General features: G+C 71.7%; 18 protein-coding genes. 7 read left to right on the top strand and 11 right to left on the bottom strand.

The window, feature by feature from the left end; translation table 11 throughout:
• The first annotated feature begins 28 nt into the window (after nucleotides 1-28).
• On the top strand, nucleotides 29-889 hold the full coding sequence (gene kynA / locus ACQEVI_RS08290) for a tryptophan 2,3-dioxygenase (RefSeq protein ID WP_432896749.1): 861 nt from the start codon (nucleotides 29-31) through the stop codon (nucleotides 887-889).
• Nucleotides 882-1,769, top strand: coding sequence for a hydrolase (locus ACQEVI_RS08285; RefSeq protein WP_432896746.1), 888 nt, complete (start codon nucleotides 882-884; stop codon nucleotides 1,767-1,769). Before kynA ends, ACQEVI_RS08285 begins: the two co-directional genes overlap by 8 nt.
• A gap of 94 nt (nucleotides 1,770-1,863) precedes the next feature.
• Here the strand turns inward: ACQEVI_RS08285 and ACQEVI_RS08280 are convergent, their stop codons facing one another.
• Complete coding sequence (locus ACQEVI_RS08280; RefSeq protein ID WP_432896744.1) at nucleotides 1,864-5,253, bottom strand: discoidin domain-containing protein; 3,390 nt, start codon at nucleotides 5,251-5,253, stop codon at nucleotides 1,864-1,866.
• 175 nt (nucleotides 5,254-5,428) lie between these two features.
• On the opposite strand from ACQEVI_RS08280, the gene ACQEVI_RS08275 reads away from it, so the two are divergent.
• Nucleotides 5,429-6,667, top strand: coding sequence for a kynureninase (locus ACQEVI_RS08275; RefSeq protein WP_432896741.1), 1,239 nt, complete (start codon nucleotides 5,429-5,431; stop codon nucleotides 6,665-6,667).
• A gap of 23 nt (nucleotides 6,668-6,690) precedes the next feature.
• On the opposite strand, the gene ACQEVI_RS08270 is transcribed toward ACQEVI_RS08275, so the two are convergent.
• From ACQEVI_RS08270 to ACQEVI_RS08225, 10 genes are all read right to left on the bottom strand, one after another.
• The gene (locus tag ACQEVI_RS08270) at nucleotides 6,691-7,494 is read right to left on the bottom strand and encodes a serine hydrolase (RefSeq protein WP_432896740.1); all 804 of its coding nucleotides are present in this window, start codon (nucleotides 7,492-7,494) and stop codon (nucleotides 6,691-6,693) included.
• A gap of 47 nt (nucleotides 7,495-7,541) precedes the next feature.
• Nucleotides 7,542-8,255 (bottom strand): type 1 glutamine amidotransferase, encoded by a 714-nt coding sequence (locus tag ACQEVI_RS08265; protein ID WP_432896737.1) that lies wholly within the window; start codon nucleotides 8,253-8,255, stop codon nucleotides 7,542-7,544.
• Nucleotides 8,252-9,391, bottom strand: coding sequence for an ABC transporter ATP-binding protein (locus tag ACQEVI_RS08260; RefSeq protein ID WP_432896734.1), 1,140 nt, complete (start codon nucleotides 9,389-9,391; stop codon nucleotides 8,252-8,254). The genes ACQEVI_RS08265 and ACQEVI_RS08260 overlap by 4 nt, the downstream gene beginning before the upstream one ends.
• Nucleotides 9,384-10,415: an ABC transporter ATP-binding protein gene (locus tag ACQEVI_RS08255; RefSeq protein WP_432896731.1), complete on the bottom strand. Its 1,032-nt coding sequence runs from the start codon at nucleotides 10,413-10,415 to the stop codon at nucleotides 9,384-9,386. Before ACQEVI_RS08255 ends, ACQEVI_RS08260 begins: the two co-directional genes overlap by 8 nt.
• The gene (locus tag ACQEVI_RS08250; protein WP_432896728.1) at nucleotides 10,412-11,299 is read right to left on the bottom strand and encodes an ABC transporter permease; all 888 of its coding nucleotides are present in this window, start codon (nucleotides 11,297-11,299) and stop codon (nucleotides 10,412-10,414) included. The genes ACQEVI_RS08255 and ACQEVI_RS08250 overlap by 4 nt, the downstream gene beginning before the upstream one ends.
• A complete protein-coding gene (locus ACQEVI_RS08245; RefSeq protein WP_432896725.1) occupies nucleotides 11,292-12,296 on the bottom strand; it encodes an ABC transporter permease in 1,005 nt (334 codons plus the stop codon). The genes ACQEVI_RS08250 and ACQEVI_RS08245 overlap by 8 nt, the downstream gene beginning before the upstream one ends.
• A gap of 100 nt (nucleotides 12,297-12,396) precedes the next feature.
• A complete protein-coding gene (locus ACQEVI_RS08240; RefSeq protein ID WP_432896722.1) occupies nucleotides 12,397-13,992 on the bottom strand; it encodes a peptide ABC transporter substrate-binding protein in 1,596 nt (531 codons plus the stop codon).
• Between the two features lie 284 nt (nucleotides 13,993-14,276).
• On the bottom strand, nucleotides 14,277-18,305 hold the full coding sequence (locus tag ACQEVI_RS08235) for an endo-1,4-beta-xylanase (RefSeq protein ID WP_432896720.1): 4,029 nt from the start codon (nucleotides 18,303-18,305) through the stop codon (nucleotides 14,277-14,279).
• 249 nt (nucleotides 18,306-18,554) lie between these two features.
• Nucleotides 18,555-19,232, bottom strand: coding sequence for an ABC transporter ATP-binding protein (locus tag ACQEVI_RS08230; protein WP_432896717.1), 678 nt, complete (start codon nucleotides 19,230-19,232; stop codon nucleotides 18,555-18,557).
• A 28-nt stretch (nucleotides 19,233-19,260) separates the two neighbouring features.
• Nucleotides 19,261-20,787 carry an ABC transporter permease gene (locus ACQEVI_RS08225; RefSeq protein WP_432896714.1) on the bottom strand — a complete coding sequence of 509 codons (1,527 nt, stop codon included), beginning with the start codon at nucleotides 20,785-20,787 and terminating at the stop codon, nucleotides 19,261-19,263.
• Between the two features lie 331 nt (nucleotides 20,788-21,118).
• Here ACQEVI_RS08225 and eno point away from each other — a divergent pair, with 331 nt between their 5' ends.
• From eno to ACQEVI_RS08205, 4 genes are all read left to right on the top strand, one after another.
• Nucleotides 21,119-22,399, top strand: coding sequence for a phosphopyruvate hydratase (gene eno, locus ACQEVI_RS08220; protein WP_432896711.1), 1,281 nt, complete (start codon nucleotides 21,119-21,121; stop codon nucleotides 22,397-22,399).
• Nucleotides 22,400-22,617: 218 nt separating this feature from the next.
• A complete protein-coding gene (locus tag ACQEVI_RS08215; RefSeq protein WP_432896709.1) occupies nucleotides 22,618-23,517 on the top strand; it encodes a septum formation initiator family protein in 900 nt (299 codons plus the stop codon).
• 68 nt (nucleotides 23,518-23,585) lie between these two features.
• Nucleotides 23,586-24,086, top strand: a complete 501-nt coding sequence (locus ACQEVI_RS08210) for a DUF501 domain-containing protein (protein ID WP_432896706.1) — start codon at nucleotides 23,586-23,588, stop codon at nucleotides 24,084-24,086.
• Between the two features lie 82 nt (nucleotides 24,087-24,168).
• Complete coding sequence (locus ACQEVI_RS08205; protein ID WP_432896703.1) at nucleotides 24,169-25,119, top strand: exopolyphosphatase; 951 nt, start codon at nucleotides 24,169-24,171, stop codon at nucleotides 25,117-25,119.
• Nucleotides 25,120-25,169: the final 50 nt, after the last annotated feature.

Here is a 25,169-nt window from a genome sequence, read left to right as displayed (position 1 = left end):
CGGGGCAGCGCGGCGTTACGCTCCAGAGGTGACCGGTAATACTCGGCCCATCGAGGCCTCCATCCGCACGGACTTCCGCGACGAGATGGACTACGGCTCCTATCTGGGGCTCGACGCGCTCCTCTCGGCACAGCACCCGATGAGCGACCCTCCGCACCACGACGAGCTGCTGTTCATCATCCAGCACCAGACCACCGAGCTGTGGCTCAAGCTCGTGGTGCACGAGCTGCGCGCCGTCCGCGGATTTCTCGACAGCGACGACCTGTCGCGGGCGCTCAAGGGCCTGGCCCGCGTGAAGCACATCCAGCGCACCATCACGGAGCAGTGGTCGGTGCTGGCCACCCTCACGCCCAGCGAGTACGCGGAGTTCCGGGGGTCGCTGGGGCAGTCGTCGGGCTTCCAGTCGCACCAGTACCGCGCCGTGGAGTTCCTGCTGGGCAACAAGAACGCCGGGATGCTGCAGGTGTTCCGCGACAAGCCCGAGGTGCACGCGCTGCTGGCGCACCTCCTGGCCGAGCCCACCGTGTACGACGCGTTCCTGCGGCTGCTGGCCCGGCGCGGACATCCGGTGCCGGCAGAGATCCTGGACCGGGACGTCACGCAGGCATGGGTCGAGCACCCGGAGCTGATCAAGGTCTTCAAGACGATCTACGAGGACCCGCACGACAACTGGGAGCTGTACGAGGCCTGCGAGGACCTGGTCGACATCGAGGACGCGTTCCAGCTGTGGCGGTTCCGCCATCTGCGCACCGTGCAGCGGACCATCGGCTTCAAGACCGGCACCGGAGGGTCGAGCGGCGTCGGCTTCCTCAAGCGGGCCTTGGACCTGACGTTCTTCCCCGAGCTCATCTCGGTGCGCACCGAGATCGACGGCCCGCTCGGTGCGTGACGACGCGCCCGTGCGGGGGCCCGACGGCGTGCCGGAGGTGACGCTTCCCGGCGTCGTCGACCGCCATGTGCACCTGGGTCTGGTCGATCGCGCGCTCCTCGCGGACGGCCCGGTCACCGAGGTGCACGATCTGGGCTGGGACCCGCGCGAGGCGGCCACCTGGGCGGCCGACCCGCCGTCGGGCATCCGGGTGCGGTACGCCGGGCCCTTCCATGCCGCGCCCGGCGGGTATCCCACCGGGCGGTCGTGGGCGCCGGACGCCGCGGTGCGGCACGTCGCGACGCCGCGCGAGGCCGCCGCCGCGGTGGCCGACGTCGTCGCCGTGGGCGGGTTCGCGGTCAAGGTGGCCCTGCACGCGGGTATGCCGCTGCTGCCCGACGACGTGCTGCGTGCTCTCGTCACGCAGGCGCACGCGGCAGGGCTGGCGGTGCTGGTGCACGCGGAGGGCGACGGTCAGGCCCGGCGGGCGATCGACGTCGGCGCGGACGCGCTCGTGCACGTGCCGTGGACCGAGGCGCTGCCTGACGCCCTGATCGCCCGGGCCGCGCACATGACCTGGATCTCGACCTTCGCGATCCACGACGGCCCCGGCCGGCCGGCCGGTCTGGAGCTGGCGCTCGACAACGCGCGGCGCTTCGTCGCCGAGGGCGGGACGCTCGTCTACGGCACGGACATGGGCAACGGTCCGACGCCGGTCGGGGTCAACGAGCGCGAGATCGAGCTGCTCGGGCGGGTTCTCGAGGGTGAGGCCCTGCGGCGGGCGGTCCTGGGACCGCCGTCGGCCCCCGCCCTCACCGCTCCGTTCCCCCCGCCGGAGACGGCGACGGACCTGATCACCTGGCTCCGAGCCTCCCGCCGTCTCCCCCGATTGCCGAGGTAGAGCGTGCGTCCGCGACACACGCTCTACCTCGGCGACCGGCGACCCTCGAGGTAGAGCGTGTGTCGCGGACACCCGCTCTACCTCGGCGAAGGGGTTAGTTGCGGTTGATCGTGAACGTCGACGTCGGGTTCTCGATGTCGCGGTAGTTGTTCTGCAGCGTCAGGCCGTTGAACGTCGCCGAGCCGACGGCCGGACCCTGCCCCTGTTCCGGCAGCGGGTTGGCCCAGATGCCGTAGCCCGACCTCGCGTCGTACTGGTCGCCGCTGCGCTGGGCCCCGGTGATCGACACGTCGGTGAGCACGGTGTCCTGGATCGGGTTGACCGGCTGGCCGCCGATGTACTGGGTCTGGAACATGATCCCGGAGTACGTCGGGTCCACGATGTCGAGGTCGTTCACCCGGATAGCGGTGAACGCCTTCGACGCCGAGAACATCCACACCGCCGGGAACACCTGGTCACCCCAGAAGTGCCCGCCGGAGCGGACCACGGAGATGCCCTCGAAGACGGTCGGCGCGGGGCCGAACCCCTCCATCGGGTACCCGAAGTCCAGCGAGCTGATCGTCACGCCCGAGTACACGAGCGTGTCGGCGATGTAGATGTTGCGGAACGTGTTGTCCTGCCCGCCGTAGACCGCGAGGCCCGCGGCACGCCAGGTGTTCGTGGACGTCAGGTTCTCGAACACGTTGCCCCGCTGGCCGCTGCCCCCGGCGTCGGTTGCCGCGAACAGCGCGAACGAGTCGTCCCCGGTGCCGCGTGCCTGGTTGTTGTGCACGTGGTTGTTCGCGCTGCCGTTGGTCATGTTCAGGGCGTCGGCGAACGTGTTCCGGATCCGGGAGTCCTTGATCTCCGAGCCGTCCATGTTGGCGGCCCAGAACATGCAGATCATGTGCTCGACCCAGATGTTGTCGATGGTCATGTCGGACACGTTGGCGAAGTCGAACACCTTGCCCGGGCCGTCGATCCGTGAGGTGTAGTTGCCGAAGTAGGCGAAGTCGCGGAACGTCGACCCGTTCGCCGTGCCCTCGGCCCGGAAGCCGATGTCCGTGTTCTCCTGCGTGGCCGGCGCGTGGAAGCGCGTGAACCACGGCCCGGCCCCCACGATGTCGACCGCCTTGCCGTAGACCTGGAACTTGCTGGCGGTCTGGTAGTCACCGGCGGGGAGGTAGACGCCGGCCAGGTTGCCGGTCGTGTCCATCCGGAACCGGTCCAGCGCGTTCTGCACGTCCTGGTGCGTGAAACCCGTGGGCTGGACGTAGCGGGCCGGGTCCGGGTTGGCCTGCGCCGTCACCTGCTCCAGGTCGACGAAGTCCACGGTGTACGTGCTGGTGTTGCTCGCCGTCTTCTGCAGGCGGATGGTGTGCCCGGCCTGGACGGTGGTGCCGAGCAGGGCGTTCGCCTCGTCGTAGACGTGCCGCGGAGCACCCTGGCCCGGCTGGTTGCCGGGGTTCGCCTCCGGGCCGTACAGCCACGCGTACCGCGAGGTCAGGTCGATGTTCTTGAGGAACTGACCGTCCACGTACACGGCGAGCGTGGAGTTGGTGCCACCGCCGCCCGCGGCGTCGGGCATGGAGAACCGCACCACCAGGGAGTTGGTGGGCGCGCGCGTCGTCCACTGGACATACTCGCCCGTCGCGTCGAGCGTGACCGCTCGGCGCCCGGACGCCTCGCCCGCAAGGTCGCCGACCACCCGGTTCGGCCCGATGGCAGTCGCCCCGCCGCCGGTCACGCCGTCCTCCGCCTCGTAGGTGTCGAACGGCATGTTGGCGCCGCGGCCGATGAACAGCGACTGCGTCACCTCGTTGTTCGCACGCCGCGCCTCGACCTCCGTCGGGTCGGGGGCGGCGGTGATCGTGACGTCGTAGGAGCCGTTGGCGGCCGGCCAGGTGCCCAGGTTCACGCTCTGGCTGGTGGCGCCCGCAGCGATGGTGCCGGAGACCGAACCCGTGAGGGTGCGCACCGTCGTCCCCGACGAGTTCTTCACGACGACGGTGAGGCCGTGCGCCCCGGACGAGGTGGCGACCGTGCCCCGGTTCGCGATCGTCGCCGAGAAGGTGACGGTCTCGCCCGCCGCCGGGGTGCTCGGCGTCCACGACACCGTCGGGACCAGGTCGGAGCTGGCGACCTGGGCGACCACCAGCGGATCTGGTCCGACGTACTCGTTGTCGCCCTCGGACTGCTCGGGAACGGTGTTCGACGGGTCCGCCACGGCCCCGATCTCGTAGGATCCGGCGGGCAGCGCCCCGACGTTCGCGCTGACGGTAGCCGTCGCGCCGGCGCCGAGCGCGCCGAGCGGGACGGTCGCCTCGGTCTCACCGTCGACGGTGAGCGCGACGTTCGTCGCCGGCGACCCCAGCGTCCCGATGTTCCGCACGGTGGCGGACAGCGTGACGTCGTCGGACTCGGTCGGTGACGCCGGGGTCGCAGAGACCCCCGTGACCGTGAGGTTGGGGTTCGCTGCCGGCACCCCGAACACCTGGAGCTCGGCCACCTGACCGTTCCCCGAACCGGTGTTGCCCGTGAACCGGAGACGCACCTCGCGCGCGGCACCCGTGACCGGGACGGTCACGGTGTTGCCCGTGGCGGGGGAGAAGGCTCGTGCGGCGGACGGCGCGAGCGTGGCCCACGCGTCGCCGCTCCCCGTGCGCCCCTGCACCTCGAAGGTCTGGGTCCGTGGTCCCCAGGCGGTGGCCGGGGGCAGCTTCACGACGACGTCGCTCAGCGTGGCCGACGACTCCAGCGTCACCGCGAGCGTGCTCGGGTACTGGCCGCCCGCGCCCTCCCAGTAGGTCGAGGTGTTGCCGTCGTTGGCGTTGCTCGCCACGTAGCTCCACTCCGTCGACGAGGCCGTGATGGGGCGGTCCGGGGCGAGATCGGTCCCTTCGACCGGCTCCTCCGGGTCGGGAGCGTCGCGCGTGCCGCGCACCTCGAGCTCGGAGAGCTGGCCCGCGGACCAGCCGGTGTTCGCCGTGATGGCGACGCGCAGGTACCGCGCCGCGGTGTTCGGCACGTCGATCGTCACCGTGTTGCCTGACGCCGGGTCGAACCGGCGCTGGGCGCTCGCGGCGATCGTGGTGAAGGACGCACCGTCGGCGCCGGCCTGCACCGACAAGGTCTGCGTCCGGGCCTCCCAGGCGGCGGGGAGCTTGAGGACGACCTCCTCGACGGTGGCCCCTGCGCCCAGGTCGACCTGGGCCCACTGCGGGAAGCTGTTGTTGGTGGACTCCCAGTAGGTCGCCTGGTTGCCGTCGGTCAGGTTGCCGGCCAGGTAGGGCGCGTTGTTGCTGCTTGCGGCCGCGGGCGCGCCCGCGGAGAGAACTACGGGCGCGGCAGCAGCCGGAGCCGGAACGAGTACCGCCGCGGTGAGGGCGGCGGCGGTGAGCACGGACAGCAGAGCGGGAGCGAGTCCCGGTCTGAGCGCGTGGCGTGGTGCGGCGGAGCGGAACATCGACGTCCCCGATCTCCCGTCCTCATTGACGGGTGTCATCACCAGGATTCGGTAGTTGCTGTGGACCTGTGAACAACATGCAAACTCTTGTCAAGTTCTTGCGTTACAGCGGTATGGACATTACTGATCGGGGGACTGGGGCGTCAAGGGTTGCGGCAGGGCGGCCTGGCACAGGTCGTACGCTCAAGCCGGAACCGAACGACCTGGAGCACTCGTGACCCACCCCGTGAACCTGCCCGCCGCGCTGCGCGAACGCGCCGCCGCGCTCGACGCCGGCGACCCGCTCGCCCGCTGTCGCGACCTCTTCGCCCCGAGCGAGGGCCTTGTCGCCTACCTGGACGGCAACTCGCTGGGCCGGCCCCTGACCGCCACGCGCGAGCGGCTCGCCTCCTTCGTCGACGGGCCGTGGGCTGCGCGCCTGATCCGGTCCTGGGACGAGGGCTGGATGGACGCGCCGACCGAGCTCGGCGACACCCTCGGCCGCGTGGTGCTGGGCGCGGCGCCGGGGCAGACCGTCGTCGCCGACTCCACGACCGTGCTGCTCTACAAGCTCGCGCGCGCCGCGGTCGACGCCCGACCCGGGCGCCGCGTGATCGTCGCCGACACCGAGAACTTCCCCACCGACCGCTTCGTGCTGCAGGGCATCGCCGCCGAACGCGGCCTGGAGCTCCGCTGGATCACGCCGGACGCCGAGGCGGGCGTGACGCCGCAGGACGTGGCGGCCGCCGTCGGGCCGGACACCGCCCTGGTCCTGCTCAGCCATGTCGCCTACAAGTCCGGCTATGTCGCCGACCTCCCGGCGATCACGCGGATCGTGCACGACGCCGGGGCACTCGTCCTGTGGGACCTGTGCCACTCCGCGGGCTCGGTCCCGCTGGACCTGGACGCCGACGGCGTGGACATCGCCGTCGGCTGCACCTACAAGTACCTCAACGGCGGGCCGGGCTCACCCGCCTTCGCCTACCTCGCGGCGGGTCTGCAGGACGAGGTGCGGCAGCCGGTCCAGGGCTGGATGGGCGCCGCCGACCCCTTCGCGATGGGGCCGGACTACGAGCCCGCGAGCGGGATCCGTCAGCTCATCAGCGGCACGCCGCCGGTGATCGGGATGCTGCCGATGCGCGACATGCTGGCGCTCGTCGAGGAGGTCGGCATGCCGGCGGTGCGCGAGAAGTCGCTGGCGCTGACCGGGTTCGCGATGGAGATCGCCGACGAGTACCTGGCCGGTGTGCGGGTGGCATCGCCGCGCGACCCGGAACGCCGGGGGAGCCACATCATGCTCGACCACCCGGACTTCAAGCGCGTCGTCGCCCAGGCCTGGGCGCGCGGTGTCGTGCCGGACTTCCGCCCGCCGCAGGGCCTGCGCGTGGGCCTCTCCCCGCTGAGCACGAGCTTCGGTGAGGTGGCGAACGGCCTCTGGCTGATCCGCGACCTCCTCACCCTTCCGCCGAAGTAGAGCGTGTGTACGGGACACACGCTCTACTTCGGCGAAGGGGTGGTCAGGGATAGGGACAGGGCGCCCAGGGACTTGAGGGTTTCTTCCGCCTGTTGTTCGTCGTAGCCGCGGGTGCATACCGCGATCACCACGGCGTCCGGACCCGGCTCGCCCACGAACGCGACGTCGTGCCGGATGCCGTCCACCCAGCCGGACTTCGAGCCGAACGGGATGCCCTGCGGGACGGCGGCGGTGAGCTGGCGGTCGGTCTGGCGGCCGAGCGTCTCGCACATCCACGCGGTCCGTTCCGGGCCGGCCAGCCTGCCCGTGACCAGGGCGGACATGAGGAGGCACAGGTCGGCCGCCGTCGTGCGGTGCGAAGCGCCCGCCTGTTCCGCGGCCAGGTCGGAGTACTTGCGGCCGAAGACCGAGTCGGCGGCACCGGCGTCGGCGAGGACCTTGTTCACGGCGGTCAGGCCCACCCGCTCGGTCACGATGTTGGTCGCCTCGTTGGACGAGACCACGATCATGCGTTCGACGACGTCGCCCAGCGGCATCGGGGTGCCGTCCGGCGGCAGGCCGCTGTCGACGTCGTCCGGCTCGATCGTGTACTCGCCCGCGCCGGGCACCTGCGAGGTGAACGTGCGGGTGGCGGTGCAGGTCTCGGCCAGGCTCGCCGTCCCCGCGTCGAGCTCGCGGGCCGCCGCGACCAGCACCGCGAGCTTCACCGTCGAGGCGGCGTAGAAGTCCAGCCGGTCCTGGCGCGCGGCCAGCACCTCGCCCGACGCGCGGGCGATCCGGTAGGCCACCACCGGCACCCCGTCGCCGTGCGTCCCTGTCGACACCATCCAGCTCAGTCCTCTCGTCGGTCCTCGCCTGCCCGCTCTGACGGGTTCTACCTGGCGGTCCGATGGACGACGTCGGTCCACGCCCGGATCAGCGCTCGCGACTGCGCCTCGTTCTCCGCCGCGTGGACCATGGCCGCCGCGGCCAGGGCCGCCCGGTCGATGCCCTGCTCCGAGAGTGCGGCCTCGTCCCAGGTCGCCACCCGCTCCGGCCGCGCCTCGGGGTGGAACTGCAGCCCCCAGGCACGGTCCCCCACCCGGAAGGCCTGGATCGGACACTCCCCGCTGGAGACCAGGAGCGTCGCCGACGGCGGCAGGGCGGTCACCGAGTCCTCGTGGTTCTCGATCATCCACAACGGTTCGTCGGGGGTGCCCGGCAGGCTGCCGAAGAGGGGGTCGTCGACGGCGGCGGGCAGGACCGTCAGCGGGCACATCCCGCGCTCCGTCTCACCGGACCGCGCGGTCACGCCGCCTCCCGTGACGTGCGCCAGCAGCTGGCCACCGAGGCACAGGCCGAGCAGCGGCATCCCCTGGTCGAGCGCCTCCGTGGTCAGCCGTCGCTCGCGCGCCAGGAACGGGTGGTGCAGGTCGTCGTCCGGCATGAAGCCGCCGCCCAGCAGGACCATGCCCGCGAAACCGTCGAGATCCTCAGGAAGCTCGGCGCCAGGTGTCAGGACGGGTTCGAGGCCGGCTTCGGGAAGCCACTGTTCGAGCCGGCCCATCAGGCTGGTGGGCGAGTTCAGGACGACCAGGACGCGCGTCATGCCTCGACCTTAGGCGCCACCAGTTCTCGCGCGAAGTGACAGGCCGCCAGGTGGGAACCGCCGGCCTGCGAACCGCCAGAGCCCGAGCCGGCGCGTTCGACGAGGGCGGGCTGTTCCGTCTCGCACACCGCCGGGATCAGCCGCAGGCCGGTCTGGGGGCGGTCTGACGACGGCGCCGTGCGCGCCGACGGCGCCGTACGCGCCTCGGGTAGCGTGGGCGCGAGCCAGCACCGCGTGTGGAACGGGCAGCCGGACGGCGGGTCCACGGGGGAGGGCGGGTCGCCCTCGAGGACTATGGCGCCGCCGCCGACCTCGGCCGGCGAAGGCGCGACCAGCCGGATCGACGGGTCCGGCACGGGCACCGCCGACAGCAGGGCCTGGGTGTACGGGTGCTGCGCGCGGTCGTACACCTCGGCCTCGGGCCCCTGCTCGACGATGCGCCCCAGGTACATCACCGCGACGTCGTGGGCGATGTGCCGCACCACGCCCAGGTCGTGCGCCACGAACAGGTACGACAGGCCGAGCTCCGCCTGGAGGTCCTCGAGCAGGTTGATGACCTGGCCCTGCACCGACACGTCGAGGGCCGAGACCGGCTCGTCGCACACCAGGATCTTGGGCCGCAGCGCGAGTGCGCGGGCGATCCCGACCCGCTGCCGCTGGCCACCGGAGAACTGGTGGGGGTACCGGCTCGCGTGGTCGGGGTCCAGGCCGACGAGCTCCAGCAGCTCGCTCACCGCGGCCCGTCGTCCGCCCGCCGGGTCGATGCCGTGGATCGCGAACGGCTCGCCCACGATCTCGCCCACCGACATCCGCGGGTTCAGCGACGTGTAGGGGTCCTGGAACACCATCTGCACGTCGCGGCGGAGCCGCTTGCGGCCCGCCCGGGACAGCCGTGTCACGTCCTCGCCGTCCACGAGCACCGCGCCCGACGTCGGCTTCTCGATACCGACCAGCACGCGCGCGAGCGTCGACTTGCCCGAACCGGACTCGCCCACCAGGCCGAGGGTCTGCCCACGGCCGAGGGCGAGCGAGACACCGTCGACGGCCTTCACGGCGCTGACCGAACGGCGCAGCAGCCCGTTGCGCACCGGGTAGTGCTTGACGAGGTCGCGCACCTCGAGCACGGGCTCAGTCATGGCTACCTCCGCTGTCCGGGGCCTTCGGGGCGTCGTCGGGCCGCGGGTCCCGGCCCGTCATGATGTCCGAGGCGAAGTGGCACGCGGAGGCCCGGCCCGGGGCGGGGACGGCCAGCGGCGGCACCTCTGTGCGGCAGATGTCCCGCGCCGCGTCGCACCGGGGGTGGAACGGGCAGCCCGCAGGCCTGGCCGCGGGGCTCGGCGGGCGTCCGGGGATCACGGGGAGACGTCCGGTGCCGGACGCGGACGGGATCGAGCGCAGCAGCGCCCGCGTGTACGGGTGGGCAGGCGCCTTGTACGTGGGGACCACGGGCGCCTGCTCGACGGCGCGGCCCGCATACATGACCGTGACGTCGTCGGCCACGCCGGCTACGACGCCGAGGTCGTGCGTGATCAGCACGAGGCCCATCTGCCGCTCCGCCTGGATCTCCGCGAGCAGCCGCAGCACCTGCGCCTGGACGGTGACGTCGAGGGCAGTGGTGGGCTCGTCGGCGATGAGCACGTCGGGGTCCAGGGCCAGCGCGGACGCGATCATGACGCGCTGCCGCATCCCGCCGGAGAACTGGTGGGGGTACTCCTTGACCCGTGCCTTCGCGTTCGGCACCTTGACCAGGTCGAGCAGCTCGACTGCCCGCTTGCGGGCGTCGCCCCGGGACATCCCGCGCCGCGCCCGCAGGGCCTCGGTGAGCTGGTAGCCCACGGTGTGCACGGGGTTGAGCGCGGCCAGCGCGTCCTGGAACACCATCGCCACCTGGTCGCCGCAGCGCGCGCGGTGCTCCCTGCGGCTCAGGGTGAGCAGGTCGGTGCCCGCGAGGCGGACTCTGCCGCCCGCCACCCGCGCCGTCTCCGGGAGCAGACCCAGCACGGCCAGCGACGACACCGACTTGCCCGAGCCGGACTCGCCGACGATGGCGAGGGTGCGGCCGGCCTCCACCCGGTAGGACAGGCCGTCGACGGCGCGCACGACGCCGTCGGAGGTACGGAACTCGACGGCGAGGTCGGTGACCTCCAGGAGGGCGCTCATGCCGTGAGCCTCGGGTCGAGGGCGTCGCGCAGGGCGTCACCGAGCACCACCAGGGACAGGACGGCGGCGATCAGGCAGACCAGCGGGGCGATCAGGATGTGCGGCGCTCCGCCGAGCACCCACTCGGAGCCCTGCGAGATCTGGATGCCCCAGCTCGTCGCGGGCGGCCGCACCCCGATACCCAGGAAGGACAGCACGGCCTCCGTGCCGATGACCGCCGCGATCGACGTCGGTACGAGGGCCGTGACCGGCCCGACCGCGTTGGGCAGGACGTGCCGGAACATGATGCGCAGGTCCGAGGCGCCCAGCGATCGGGCGGCCGTCACGTAGTCCAGGTTCTTCGCCTCCAGGACGCTGGCGCGGACGTACCGGGCATAGCCCATCCAGTTGAACAGGATCAGCACGACGGCGGGCAGCAGGATCACGTCGAACGTGCCCGCACCCAGGTCCACGTTCTTGAACAGGGAGAGCAGGAGCAGCGCCGCCAGCAGCAGCGGGACCACGAGGAACACCTCGATGGTGCGCGAGACGAGGTAGTCCGCCCAGCCCAGGTAGTAGCCGGCGAGCAGGCCGAGCGTGACGCCGATGAGCAGCGAGACGCCCACCACGACGAACGCGAGCAGCAGGGACGGCCGCACCCCGGCCACCACGGTGGCCAGCACGTCGCAGCCGAGCGCGTCGGTGCCGAGCGGATGTGCCGCGCCCCAGCCCTGCGGGTCGAGCCGCGCCTCGCGGATGGCGCAGGACCGCGGGCTCGTCGCGGTGAACAGCCGCGGGAACGCGGCCATGACCGCGAAGAGCAGGACGATGAGGGCCGCGACGATCACGTCGGGCCGACGGCGGAGCGTGCGCCATGCGGCGGAGAGGAGACCGGCGTCATTCATAACGGATCCTCGGGTCGAGCAGGGCGTAGACGATGTCGACGACGATCATCACGAGGACGGTCACGACGGTCAGCAGGGTCACGACGGCGATGACGAGCGCGACGTCGTCGTCCCGCACCGCCTGCCACAGCACACCGCCGATGCCGTAGATGTTCATGATCCCCTCGGTGATGACGGCGCCGCCGAGCCCTTCGACGAAGGCCAGGCCGATCGCGGTGACCACCGGCACCGACGAGTTGCGCACCACGTGGTGCAGGACGACGCGCCGCTCACCCAGTCCCTTCGAGCGTGCCGTGCGCACGTGGTCGCCCTGGTAGGACTCGAGCTGGCTGGCACGGACCAGCCGGATGAACGCGGCCGAGCCCGCCAGGCCGAGCAGGATGCCGGGGACGACGATCGTGGCCCACGGGTGGCTGGGGTCGAAGGACGGCTTGAACCAGTACGGCGGCCACGAGTTCTCGCCGAACGTCTGCTCGGACCAGCGGTTCAGCGGCACGGCGACGACGTACCGGTAGACGACGAGCAGCACGAAGACCGGGAACGCGTCGATGAGGACCGAGCTGAGCCGGATCCCGTGGTCACCCACGGAGCCGCGCCACCGTGCGGCGGCCGACCCGAGCAGCATGCCGAGGGCGAGCCACGTGACCAGCACGACGCTGAAGAGCCGCAGCGTGTTGGGCGCCGCGGCCGCGACGATGTCGGTGACCTCGCGGCCCCGCAGGTTGGTGCCGAGGTCGCCGCGCGCGTACTGGCCGAGGCGTTCGACGAACGGGCCGAGGCAGGGGTTGCCGACCTGGTCGAAGCACGGGTCGTCGAGGTTGAACCGCCGCTCGACGGAGGCGATCTGCGCCGGCGACGCGACCCGGTCGCCGAAGAAGGCCTGCGCCGGGGTGCCGTTGAGCTGGATGGCGACGGTCGTGAGCAGGTGCAGCACGAACATCACGAGCAGCAGCGTGCCGAGCGCCTGGAGCACGCGCCTGAGGATGTAGCGACCCATGGCTTCCAGCAGATCCCCCTTGCTGACTTCTGTGTCGTGGGCGCGACCGGTGCGCCTGGGACGGACGCTTGGCCGCAACGGTCACGCCCACGACAAGGGCTTACGCGGTGATCTCTATGTCGCGCAGGATCGGCGCACCCGAGAACGGGTTGAGGATCACGTTGCCGAGCCGCTCGCTGTAGTAGGTGGCGCTGAAGCTCCACCGGAACGGGATGGTCGGGAACTCCTCGGCGAGGACCGCCTCGGCCTCCTGGTAGAGCGCCACGGACTCGTCCAGCGACGGCGCCGCAGCGGCCTCGTCGAGCTTGTCCTCGAACTCCTCGCTGTACCAGCCCCAGCGCCCCGCGCCGGGCTCACCCGAGGCGTAGAAGCTGAGGTAGTTCTCGTTCAGCGGGTAGTCCGGGAACCAGTTGTTCCGGAACATGCCGTCGAAGCCCTGCTCGGCGCGCAGAGTGAAGTAGTCGTCGCTCGAGACGATGTCGAGCTCGTAGGGGATGCCCAGCACCTCCTCGATCGAGTTGCCGATCGCGGTGAAGTACTCCACCTCCGCGTCGTCGTCGCCCAGGCTGATCTGGAGCTTCTCGCCCTCGGGCCAGCCACCGGCCGCCTCCAGCGCCGCCTCGGCGGCCTCCGGGTCGAAGACGCACCACTCGCACGTGCCCGCCTCGCCGCCGGGCACACCGCCGGGGACCACCCACGAGTCGGCGGGGGTGGCCTGGCCGCTGCCCAGCGAGGAGATGATGCCCTCGCGGTCGATCGCCATCGAGATCGCCTTGCGGAACTCCTTGTCGTTCCACGGGCCCTCGGTGTAGCCGGAGAAGCCGAGGAACGTCAGGGCCGAGCCGGGCTGCTCGACGTAGCGCTCGGAGAGCTCCGGGTCGCTCCGCGCGGCCTCGACCTCCGCCGTGGGCGGGAAGGACAGGTCGACGTCGCCGGTCCGGAAGTCCGCCCAGCTCGCGGTCTCGCCCTCCGAGTACTCGGTCCACTGGATCGCGTCGTAGCTCGGGGCCTCGTCCAGCGGGTAGTCGGCCCACCGCTCGGCGCTCAGCTCCTGGCCCTGCTGCCACTCGGTGACCTGGAACGGGCCGTTGCCGATGGGCTGCGTGGCGCACGTCTCGACGTCGTCCAGGCACTCCTGGGCGATCGGGAAGAATCCGGTGTAGCCGAGCATCGTCGCGAAACCCGCGAAGGGGGAGTCGAGCGTGACCTCGAGCGTCAGGTCGTCGACGACCTCGACCCCGGACAGCTCGTCCGCCGCGCCCTCCGCGGTGATCTCGCCCGCGTCGTTGGTCTCGGGCTGCATCTCGTCGTAGCCCTCGACGATGCCGAAGAAGTAGTTGGAGTACAGGCCGTTGTCGCCGTCGGCCGTGTAGTTCCAGGCCCGGGCGAACGCCTCGGCGTCGACGGGCTCGCCGTTCTGGAAGGTCAGGTCCGGCTTGATCGTGATGGTCCAGACCGTGTTGTCGTCGTTCGGCTCGATCGACTCGGCCACGTAGTTGTAGGGCTCGGTGGTCTCCGGGTCGTACCGGACCAGACCGTCGTAGACGGTGTCGAGAACGCTGATGTTGTCGTAGGAGCCCGCGTCGCCCGGGAAGAGGGTCTCCATGTCCTGGCTGAGCCAGGTCTCGAGCGTGAGCGGCCCGGTGCTGTCCGGCTCGGTGTCGTCCGGGGTGCACCCGGCGACGGTCAGAGCCACGGCGGCACACGCGGCAACTGTGGCGAGTGGTGCTTTCCGTGCTTGCCTCACTGCTTGCCTCCCCTGTTCGACTCCCCGGTCGGAGGTCGGGGAGGTTTGGACCATATCGCCACGGGAGGCCGGTCGCTTGGAAATTCGCGTAAACCGTCTGTAACGATGCGTCAGGACCGTTTCCTCATGCTTCACGGGATGAACGGAGTGCGGGAAGTGGCCGGGCCGGAGTTGTTCCGCCGCGCGTATGCACAGCGGAAACAACTCCGGCCCGGTCTCTCAGGTCAGGACCGTCAGCGCCGCACTCGCACCGCCGCACTCGTCGCCGAGGCAGTCGTGCCGTCCCCGGCCCGGGCCGTCACCTCCACGGACAGCTCGTGCCCGGCGTCCCAGGGCTTGACCTTGTACCTCGGGCCGCTGCCGGACGACTTGCCGCCGCCCCGGATCGGCTCGCCGTCACGGAGCCAGCGGTAGGTGAACGTCGCCTCCTGCGACCACGTACCGGGGTCGGCGGTGAGGGTCTTTCCCTTCGCCGGCTTGCCCTTGACCACAGGCGGCGTGAGGCTGACCAGCCCGGGATCGGCCACGAGCTGACCCACGCCCCAGCGAGCGGTGGACTGATAGCCGGCCCCGGTCGGGTCGGCCCAGTTGCGGACGGCGGTCCGCGCGCCGTCCGCCGCGTCGTTGACCTGGAAGTCCAGGCCGTGGAACGTGCCGGGACCGCCATAGGACAGCAGGTCGATCGCCGCCTCCACCCGGTACCCGCCGTCGGTCAGCGTGGTGGCACTCGTCAGGCGGGCGCGCTGCGCCGCCTCGTCACCCGTCCCGAACGACACCGCGTTCTGCGCCGAGACACGGATCTGCGTGTCGTCGGCCCGGTACCCGCCGTTCTTCGCGTTGCCGCCGTCCACGTAGATCTCCACGGAGTCCTGGATCCACGGGTCGGAGCCGGAGACGTCGACCACCGGGTCGGCCACGTCGGCCAGGACGTACAGCCGGTTGTCGTGCCACAGCGTGCGGACGGTGGCGACCGCGCCGCCCGAACCCTCGACCTCCTTGGTGGTGGTCACCGTGCCTGCCGTGGCCCACACGTCGTCCAGCTCGCCGTCGATCTCCGGGGCCGACGCCGCCTCCGCGACCTCCAGGTACGACAGCTCCTCGAGCAGCGTCAAGGTGCCCAGCGCACCCGGCGTGTTCCACGTCGTGGTCTCGTCGCCGCTGGTCACGCGAGCGTCGAACGCCGCGGTGGTGCCTTCCTCGAAGGCGGCGGGCAGGTGCACGACGACGTCGTAGCCGCCCTCCCGCTCGGTCACCACCGCGTCCGCGCCCTCGGCCCCGCCGGTCACGGACCCGTCCCGGGCGATGACGTACTCCGCGTCGCCGAGCGCCAGCGTGACCGCGTCGCCGGCGGCGGCCCCGGCGTCGTCCACCGAGACGAACGCCGTCAGGTGGTCGGCCGCCCAGCGCAGCTGGAAGGCGGCCTCGCCGCCGTCCGGGGCGTCGAACGTGTGCAGCGGCAGCCGGTCCCACACCGGGGACGCGCTCGCCGAGCCGTCCAGCGGAACATCACCCGCGAACACGTTCGCCGTGCGCAGCCGAGCCGGCAGCTCGGCGTCCACCGCGCCGTAGTACGCGGGCTTGGCCTGGTACCGGTCGTCGAAGAGCAGCGGCGCGCCGCTGTCCGCCCGCCACGACCGGCCGTCGGTCAGGCCCCACGCCGTCACGCAGAACAGGTCGTCCGCGTGCGCGCGGAACGCCTCGAACGCGTCCCGGAAGTAGTACCCCTGGTCGATCAGCCGGGCCTGGCTCACCGGCGTGCCCGTCGTGACGTCGAGCTCGGTCACCGCCTGCGTGACCGGCAGGTCCGCGAACCGTGCGAGCGCCGTCTCCAGCGCGCTGACCGGCATGGCGAGCGACACGTGGAACTGGTGCCCCACGCCGTCCACCGGCACGCCGCGCGCCAGCAGCCGCTCCACCAGGGCGAGATACCGGTCCTGCTTGCCGCCCTGCTCCGTGTTGTAGTCGTTGATGAAGAGGGTCACCGGCCGCTCCGTGACCGTGTCGGACGGCGGCGCGGCGTACGTCTCGTTGAACGCCTCGTCCGCGTACCGGAACGAGAGGTCGATGAACTCCTCGCCCAGCACCCGGAACCACTCGCTGCGCCGCAGCCCGTCCGGGTTCTCCGCGCCGTCGGACACGACCTCGTTGACCACGTCCCACGCGACCAGCGGGTTGGTGTCCGAGCCGAACAACCCGTACTCGGTGCTGAGGTCCTCCGCGACGTCGAAGATGTGGGTGCGCAGGCGCTCGCGGAGGACGGCCTGGCCTTCCGCGGTGGCCGGGAGCGGCTCACCGGCGTCGTCCTGGAAGAACCACTCAGGGGTCTGGCCGTGCCAGACCAGCACGTGGCTGTAGACCCGCACGTCGTTGGCCTGGGCGAAGTCCATGAGCGCCGTCGCCTCGGGATGACGGCGGAACGTGCGCTCGTCGTCGTACCAGGCCTCGGGCTTCATGTGGTTCTCGGGAGTGATCTGCCCGAAGTGGCGGTTCAGCAGCTGGGCGGCCGCGCCCGACGTCTCACGGCTGTCGATGGCGACTCCCACCGGGAAGTCGACGGTCTCCTTGATACCGGTCAGGTCCTCGATCAGCGGCGGCTCCGGCACGGACACCACAATGTCGTCGATCAACCAGTCGCTGGTGTTGCCTCCGTTGTAGGCGGTCTCGAAGTAGAGCAGGGCGTCGTCGTGGTCCGGCACCGTGAAGGTGGCCGTCACCTGGGTCCAGCCGGTGCTCGTGATGCCGCTGAACTGGCCGAGCGTCGAGAAGGTCTGGGCGCCGTCCGTGGTGGTCGCCAGGCTCAGCCAGACGTCGCCGGGGGTCTGGCCCTCGGCGAAGCGGACCCAGGCCGAGGCCTCGTAGGTGACGCCCGCCCGGAGCACGCCGGTGACGTCCCGGGCGATCCCGTCGCCCGTGGCGTCCCGGCTGGTCAGCGCGGCGGACCGGGTGGAGTCGTGGGCGTCCGAGTCGGTGACCGCGAGCGTGAAGTCCGAGGTCTCGGTGCCCTCGCGCGGCACCCAGCCGCCGAGCGTGCCGTCCTCGAAGTCGGTGCTGATCACCTGGCCCGACGCCGGGGGAGTGCCCTGCGGGAACGTGAAGGTCCAGCCGTCGGCCAGCCGTTCGGTGACGACGGTCCGGACCGCTGCGAGCGTGCCCGCCCGGTCGCCGCCACCGTCGTGCGCGAGGACCAGCTCGCCGGGCACCATCGCGGTACGGAGGTTGGCGGTGAGGGTCTCGACGTCCTGGGTCTCCCAGTCGGCGATGGTGTTGCGCACGGCGAGCGGCTGCATGCCGAGCTCGACGGCGATGCCGGGCGTCACGCCCCACGAGCCGTTCGGCGCGCGCCAGAACGGGATCTTCTGGTTCGGGTCGCCGAGCGCGTCGCGGATGATGCCCAGGTTCTCGACGAGGTCCGCGCGCACCTGCTCCTCGGTCCAGGAGCCCATGTCGGCGTAGCCCGTCGAGTGGTTGCACAGCACGTGGCCGTCGGCGACGATCCGGCGCAGGATCGCGGCCCCGCCGTCGGCCTGGATGTTCTGGCCGATCACGCAGAACACGGCCTTGATCTCGTGCTCCGCGAGGAAGTCGAGCAGGGCCGGCGTGGTGCCGGGGTTCGGGCCGTCGTCGAAGGTCAGGGCGGACACGTCGCCGGTGCCCTCCGCCGCGTACGCGGGGGTGGGAACGGGGTTGATCGCGCCGCCGGGGACGGTGTCGCCCGGCGGGACGGTGTCGGAGGTGGTCACCATGATGTCGTCCACGAGGATCGTGTAGGGAGCGGCCTGGTCGGTGCTGCCGAGGTAGGCCTGCAGCTCGGCCGGGTCACCGTCGGCCGTGTACGTGCCGGTGACGGTGGTCCAGTCGGTGCCGATCGTGGTGTTGCCGATCCAGGTGTAGGACGGCTTCATGACGAACCGGACGTCGGCGCTGGTGGGGCCGGTGGGCTCGGCGGGTTCGGCCACGCGGGCGCGCATGCTGAACGTGTAGGTCACGCCTGCCTGGAAGACGCCGGTGGGGGACTGGATGCCCTCGTAGTCCGCGGCCCGGGTGATGGCGAGCACGCTGCCCGCGCCGTCGGGGTCGGGCAGCACCTCGAGGCCCGCGCCGCCGCTGGCGGTCCAGGTGCCGGTGGTGCCGTCCTCGAAGTCGACGGCGGTGACGACGGTGTCGGCCGCGGCGGTGGCGGCGGTGGTGCCGGTCGCTGTGCCGGCGGCCGTGCTGATCGCGGACGCGGGTGTCGCCGCCAGCGTTCCCGCGGCGACGAGCATCGCGACGCCAGCGGCTGTGAAACGATTTCGCGATCTCGGAAGAACGGTGGTGAAACGATTTCGACGAGGCATGTTGCGCTCCCTTGCGCGTGTCTCCGGTGGGCGAACGCCGGGCGACGGTGCCATGGCGAACGTAGGGGCAGCGTAGCCAGGCCACGCGCTGCCGTCGAGCCCCGTCGAGCAGCGCTTTCGGTGAGCGATCGGGCCCATGACTCACGTGAGTCATGGGCCCGATCGCTCAGCCTCCCATCACGCCGCCGGCAGCTCCTTCAGGGTTCCCTTTGCTATGCGGAGGCGGCGAGGGGTGCGGCGCGCGACCACCGAGTCGTGCGTGACCAGCACGATCGTGAGCCCCTGGTCCTTCCACAGCCCCTCGATGAGGTCCACGATCTCGTCGCGCGTCTCCTCGTCGAGGTTGCCGGTGGGCTCGTCGGCCAGCAGCACCTTCGGGTTCTTCACCAGCGCCCGCGCGATCGCGACGCGCTGCTGCTGCCCGCCCGAGAGCTCGCCCGGCAGGTGGTCGCCGCGGTCGCCGAGGCCCACCGCCTCCAGCGCGGCCAGCGCGCGCGCCGTCCGGCTCTGCCGCGCGACCTTGGCCGGTACGAGCGCCGTCTCCACGTTCTCCAGCGCGGTGAGCGTGGGGATGAGGTTGAAGTTCTGGAACACGAAGCCGATGGTCTCGGCCCGCGCGGCCGTGAGCTGTGCGTCGCTCATGCCCGCGAGGTCCTTGCCGTCCAGCTTGACCGTGCCGGACGTCGGCCGGTCCAGCCCGCCCAGCATCTGCAGCAGGGTGGACTTGCCGCCGCCCGTCGGTCCCTGGACGGCCACGAGCTCGCCGTCGCCGATGGTCACCGACACCCCCCTGAGCGCGCGCACCTGGCGCTTGCCCTGGCGGTACGTCTTGGTCAGGTCGTCGATCTGATACATGGACTTGCCCTTCTGGAGTCGGAGTGAGCTAGGCGAGGGACCGGAGGGCCTCGGCGGGACGCAGCCTCGCCGCGCGCTGACCGCCCACGACGCCCGCGAGCAGCCCGCCCAGCACCGCGAGACCGACCGCCGCCAGGACTATCCACAGGCTCACGGGCGCCTGGAGCACGACGTCGACGGCGTTGCCCCCGGCCCCGGCGAAGGCGTCGGAGCGTTCACCGAACGCGCCGCCCCCACCGCCGTCGGGCGCGCTGTTGCCGCCCTGGACGGCGCCGCCGGCCGGCATCAGCCCGCCGGGTCCGCCCATGGTGAGGCCGCCCGACGCCCCGCTGAGCGTGATGCCGGCCAGGTTCACCGCCCACACGGCCAGCGCGCCGAGCGCCAGACCTACCGCGCCGCCGATCAGGCCCTGCACGACGGACTCGCCCGCCACCTGTCCCACCACGCGGTTCCGGCTCCAGCCGATCGCCTTGAGGGTGCCCAGCTCACGCGTCCGGCGGTTCACGCCCGAGACGGTGAACAGGATGGCGAGGCCGAACGCCGCCGCGAGCACGATGACGCTCAGCCAGGTGCCGAGCGTGCCGATCAGGTTGGACGCCGTCGAGAGGGATCCGGTCACGCCCTCCGCGAGATCGGACTGGGTGCTCACCGACGCGTCGGGCAGCTCGCTCTCGATGGCGGCGGCGACGGCGTCCACGTTCTCGGCCGAGTCGACCTGCACGTAGACGTCCGTGACCTGGTCGGCGAGGTCCGCGAGGGTCTGCGCCGTGGCGAGCGGGAGGTAGGCGTCGGACGCCGTCGCGACGCCGTCGCCCGTCGTGGACGTGACCGTGCCCACGATCTCCAGGTCCTTGCCGCCCACCGTGATCGTGTCGCCGACGGCGAGCTCCTGCTGCTCCGCGTAGGTGGCGTCCAGGACGGCCACGTTCTCGTCGTCCGCCTCCAGCGTCCGGCCGTCGGCCACCTCGGCGGTGGTCAGCGGGCCGACGGCGGTGGCGTCGGGGTCCACGCCGGTGACCGTGAACTGGTCGATCTCGAAGGACGAGCCGCCCGCCGAACCCTGGCCGGCACCGTCCGGGCCCATCCGCAGGGTGGCGCCGCCCTCGCCCTCCTGCATGGCCTCCATGTCCGGCATCTCGCCGGAGAAGGACATGTTCTGCAGGTCGAGCGTCGCGGCGACGCCGGACACGTGGTCCAGGCCCGCGACGGTCTCCAGGGCGGAGGCGTCGAACGACGTCGAACCCATGGCGGTGCTGAGGCGGTCCTCCGAGAGGTCGCGCGTGCCGTCCTCGTTCGCCTCGCCCTCTCCCTCCTCGAAGTCGAAGCGGCCCGGGCGGGCGCCGGCCGCCACAGGTCCGTCGCTGGGCTGGTCGACGGTGATGTCCGTCCCGACGCCGTAGACGGACTCGAGCACCTCGGACTGGGCGTTCCTGACGCCCGTCGATACCGCGTTGACGACGATGACGAGCGCGATCGCCACCGCGAGACCGATCGCTACCACGACGGTCTGCTTGCGTCGGTTGCGCAGCTCTCTGCGCAGATAGGTGAAGAACATGGGCTCCTGCCTGGGGTCGGGAGGGGACGTGCGGAAAGTTGGTGTCCGCGCGGACCGCCTCGCGGGCCGTGGCTCCGCGCTCCGTCAAGGGACGAGCGGACGAAGCGGTTCGCGCCTCGGACGGTCTGCGCCGGACGTCCGGAACGCTAGGTGGGCTCGCTGTGGTGGCCCTGTCGCGGACCTGTGGTGACCCTGTGAACCGCGGGCGCACGGCGCGGCGACCGGCCTCGCCGTTCAGGTGCGAGCGAGCCGTGGACGGTTCCGCGCAGCGCCGTCGGACGTCCTACGCTGAGGTCGTAACCATCGAGCAACATCCTTAGAAGGAGATTCCGTGGCTAGCATCGAAGCCGTTGGAGCACGCGAGATCCTCGACTCGCGCGGCAACCCCACCGTGGAGGTGGAGCTCGTCCTGGACGACGGCACCTTCGCCCGTGCGGCGGTCCCGTCCGGCGCATCGACCGGCGCGTTCGAGGCCGTCGAGCTGCGTGACGGCGACAAGGGCCGTTACCTGGGCAAGGGCGTCGAGAAGGCCGTCGCGGCCGTCAACGACGAGATCGCCCCCGAGCTCATCGGGTACGACGCCGACGAGCAGCGCATCATCGACCAGGCTCTTCTCGACCTGGACGGCACGCCGAACAAGGGCAAGCTGGGCGCGAACGCCATCCTCGGTGTGTCGCTCGCCGTCGCGAAGGCCGCGGCCAAGAGCTCGGGCCTGGACCTGTTCCGCTACGTGGGCGGCCCGAACGCGCACGTCCTGCCCGTGCCGATGATGAACATCCTCAACGGCGGGTCGCACGCCGACTCGAACGTGGACGTCCAGGAGTTCATGGTCGCCCCGATCGGCGCCCCGACGTTCCGCGAGGCGCTGCGCACCGGCACCGAGGTGTACCACTCCCTCAAGTCCGTGCTGAAGGAGAAGGGCCTGGCCACCGGGCTGGGCGACGAGGGCGGCTTCGCGCCGAACCTCGGCAGCAACCGTGAGGCGCTCGACCTGATCCTCGTCGCCATCGAGCGGGCGGGCCTCACGCCGGGCAAGGACGTGGCGCTCGCGCTCGACGTCGCCGCCACGGAGTTCTTCTCCGACGGCGTGTACGCGTTCGAGGGCGGCAAGAAGACGTCGGACGAGATGATCGCGTACTACGAGCAGCTGGTGGCCGACTACCCGCTGGTCTCGATCGAGGACCCGCTGTCCGAGGACGAGTGGGACGCCTGGGCCGGGCTCATGAGCAAGGTCGGCGACAAGGTGCAGATCGTCGGTGACGACCTCTTCGTCACCAACCCCGAGCGCCTCGCCCGCGGCATCGCCGAGAAGTCGGCCAACTCGCTGCTGGTCAAGCTCAACCAGATCGGCTCGCTCACCGAGACGCTCGACGCGGTGACGCTGGCCCAGCGCAACGGCTTCACCACGATGACCTCGCACCGCTCCGGCGAGACCGAGGACACCACCATCGCCGACCTGTCCGTGGCGACCAACGCCGGCCAGATCAAGACCGGTGCCCCGGCACGTGGCGAGCGCATCGCCAAGTACAACCAGCTCCTGCGCATCGAAGAGGCGCTCGACGAGGCCGGCACCTACGCCGGCCGGTCGGCGTTCCCGCGCTTCCAGGGCTGATGCCGGTAGCGCGCTCCGCACACTGAGCGGCGCGCGGCGGCCCGCTGCGCGGAGTTGTCAGACACCCCCCGACGTGTCAGACACTCAGGTCACGTGGGTGACCTGAGTGTCTGACACGTCTTGGGGTGTCTGACAGCTTTTGTGTTTCACAGGGTTGGCACACGGCGCGCCGGAGGTAATGCCGGTACAAAGGCCTCGCGAATCGGCACAATCGACCCATGCCTTCCTCACGTCGTCCGGCGCGGCCCTCGGGTTCGGCGCGCGACTCGGGTGCGCGACCGTCGTCGACCCCGCGTGCGGGTTCGGCTGCGGGTTCCGGCGCGTCGGGGGCGAAGAAGGCCAGGGGGTCGACGCCGAAGCCCACGGGCAAGGCCTCCCCGAAGAAGCCGTCCCGTTCGACGGCGAAGGGTTCCACGCCCCGGGGTGCCACGGGCCAGGGCGCGACGGCGAAGGGCGCGGACCGGAAGCCCAGCGCGCCGTCCGGCGGGTCGGCCGCTCGTCAGCCCGCCGCGCCGTCGTCGGCGAGCCGACGCACCGCCGCGCCGCGGAGCGCGCCGGCTCGGTCCGCCGCGCGCCCGGCCGCGGCCGCCCCGAGGGCTGCGCGCCCGGCGTCGGGCGGCGGGGTGAAGCGACCCACGCAGCCGCGGCGCCGCAGCGCTGTCAACGGCAGCGTCCCGCCGCCGCGCGCCGACCGGAAGCGCGGCAGCTTCGGGCTCGTGCTGCCCGAGGTGCTGACGGTCCGCGCCATGGTGCTGTCCGTGGTGGTGCTCCTCGCGGTGGTGCTGCTGCTGCCGACCGTGCGCGCCGTCGTGACACAGCAGGCCGAGCTGCGCGAGCTGCGGGCCGAGCTGAACCAGCAGCTGGTGCAGAAGGAGGAGCTCGATACCGAGCTCGCCCGCTGGGACGACCCGTCGTACGTGATCGAGCAGGCACGGTCGCGGCTGCACTTCGTCATGCCGGGGGACAAGGTGTGGCGCCCCCTGGACACCGACTCCGTGCAGCAGGAGGAGCCGCCGCCCGGCGTCGTCGAGCCGTCGCCCGGCGCGTCGGAGGATGCGGACACCCCCTGGTTCACGAGCGTGTGGGACTCGGTGCGGATCGCGGGCGGCGAGGGGTAGCCGCGAGCGTTCGCCAGATCACGTGCCACGGCGCTCCAGGGGACGATCTCCTGGGGGACAATGGAGCGGTGAACTCCGTGACCGAGACCGTGTCCGACGACGATCTGCGCGTCCTGGCCGAGCAGCTCGGCCGCGAGCCGCGCGGCGTCCTGGGGATCGCGGCGCGCTGTGTGTGCGGCCGTCCGACGGTGGTGCGCACCGCGCCGCGCCTGCCCGACGGCACCCCGTTCCCGACGGTCTTCTACCTGACCCACCCGGGCGCGACCGCGGCCGCCTCGACCCTCGAGGCGAACGGCGTGATGCGGGAGATGACGGCGCGCCTCGAGCAGGACGAGGAGCTCGCCGCCGCCTACCGCAAGGCGCACGAGCACTACCTCGCCCAGCGTGAGGCGATCGGGCACGTCGAGGAGATCGCCGGCATCTCGGCCGGCGGCATGCCGACGCGCGTCAAGTGCCTGCACGTCCTCTTCGCGCACGCCCTGGCCGCCGGGCCCGGCGTGAACCCGCTGGGCGACGAGGCACTGGAGCTGGCGAGGGACACCTGGCGCCCGGACCGCTGCACCTGCTGAACCTGGCTCACGACCACGTGAGGTTTCTCGCGGAACGGCACGTCCGACGCCCTCAGGGTGGCGCGGCTGGAAGAATCTTCGTGTGACTCCCTCTCGTGTGGCCGCGATCGACTGCGGCACCAACTCGATCCGCCTGCTCGTCGCGGACGTCGACGCCGCCGGCAACCTCACCGAGCTCGACCGCCGCATGGAGGTGGTGCGGCTCGGCCAGGGCGTGGACCGCACCGGCGAGCTGGCGCCCGAGGCGCTGGAGCGCACGCTGGCGGCGACCCGGCAGTACGCGGCGGCGATCGAGGCCGCGGGGGCACAGCGCGTGCGGTTCGTCGCGACGTCGGCCACGCGGGACGCGCGGAACCGCGACGAGTTCTTCGACGGCGTCCGGGCCGCGCTCGGCGTCGACGTCGAGGTCATCACCGGCGCCGAGGAGGCGCAGCTCTCGTTCCGCGGCGCCACCGGCGCGGTGGCCGAGGCGCACGCCGGTCCCTTCCTCGTGGTCGACCTCGGCGGGGGATCCACCGAGCTGGTGCTCGGTACCGGCTCGGTCGACGCGAGCGTCTCGATGGACGTCGGTTCGGTGCGGATGACGGAGCGGCACCTGCACAGCGATCCGCCGTCGGCGGCTCAGATCGCGGCGGCCCGCGCGGACGTACGGGCTCACCTGGACGACGCCGCCCGCGCGGTCCCGCTCGCGAAGACGGCCACCCTGGTCGGGCTGGCCGGTTCGATCACCACGGTGACCGCGCACGCGCTGGGACTGCCGGAGTACCGGCGCGAGCGGGTGAACCAGGCGGAGCTGCCGGTGCGGGCGGTGCTGGACTCCTGCGCGGCGCTGGTCGAGGCGCCGCGCGCCGAGCGAGCGGCGATGGGCTTCCTGCACCCGGGCCGGGTCGACGTCATCGCGGCCGGGGCGCTCGTCTGGTCCGAGGTGATCATCCGCGTGGCCGCCGACGTCGCGGCGGCCGGCGGCTCCTTGACGAGCGTGGTGACGAGCGAGCACGACATCCTCGACGGGATCGCGTTGTCCATGGCGTGAGCCGGAGGTGAAGCGCAGGGTGCGGCCCGAGGAACGAGGCACGCGCCCGA

The organism is Promicromonospora sp. CA-289599 (genome assembly GCF_050936155.1).
Classification (GTDB): domain Bacteria; phylum Actinomycetota; class Actinomycetes; order Actinomycetales; family Cellulomonadaceae; genus Promicromonospora.
Note: the sequence above shows the minus strand (reverse complement) of the source record. Positions and strands in the feature narration are given on the sequence as shown.

Bases quoted from the DNA above. Each gene is read 5' to 3' on its own strand.
- ACQEVI_RS08280 (WP_432896744.1), bottom strand. From the start codon at position 5,253: ATGACACCCGTCAATGAGGACGGGAGATCGGGGACGTCGATGTTCCGC.
- ACQEVI_RS08270 (WP_432896740.1), bottom strand. From the start codon at position 7,494: ATGGTGTCGACAGGGACGCACGGCGACGGGGTGCCGGTGGTGGCCTAC.
- ACQEVI_RS08265 (WP_432896737.1), bottom strand. From the start codon at position 8,255: ATGACGCGCGTCCTGGTCGTCCTGAACTCGCCCACCAGCCTGATGGGC.
- ACQEVI_RS08260 (WP_432896734.1), bottom strand. From the start codon at position 9,391: ATGACTGAGCCCGTGCTCGAGGTGCGCGACCTCGTCAAGCACTACCCG.
- ACQEVI_RS08255 (WP_432896731.1), bottom strand. From the start codon at position 10,415: ATGAGCGCCCTCCTGGAGGTCACCGACCTCGCCGTCGAGTTCCGTACC.
- ACQEVI_RS08250 (WP_432896728.1), bottom strand. From the start codon at position 11,299: ATGAATGACGCCGGTCTCCTCTCCGCCGCATGGCGCACGCTCCGCCGT.
- ACQEVI_RS08245 (WP_432896725.1), bottom strand. From the start codon at position 12,296: ATGGGTCGCTACATCCTCAGGCGCGTGCTCCAGGCGCTCGGCACGCTG.
- ACQEVI_RS08235 (WP_432896720.1), bottom strand. From the start codon at position 18,305: ATGCTCGTCGCCGCGGGAACGCTGGCGGCGACACCCGCGTCCGCGATC.
- ACQEVI_RS08230 (WP_432896717.1), bottom strand. From the start codon at position 19,232: ATGTATCAGATCGACGACCTGACCAAGACGTACCGCCAGGGCAAGCGC.
- ACQEVI_RS08225 (WP_432896714.1), bottom strand. From the start codon at position 20,787: ATGTTCTTCACCTATCTGCGCAGAGAGCTGCGCAACCGACGCAAGCAG.
- ACQEVI_RS08215 (WP_432896709.1), top strand. From the start codon at position 22,618: ATGCCTTCCTCACGTCGTCCGGCGCGGCCCTCGGGTTCGGCGCGCGAC.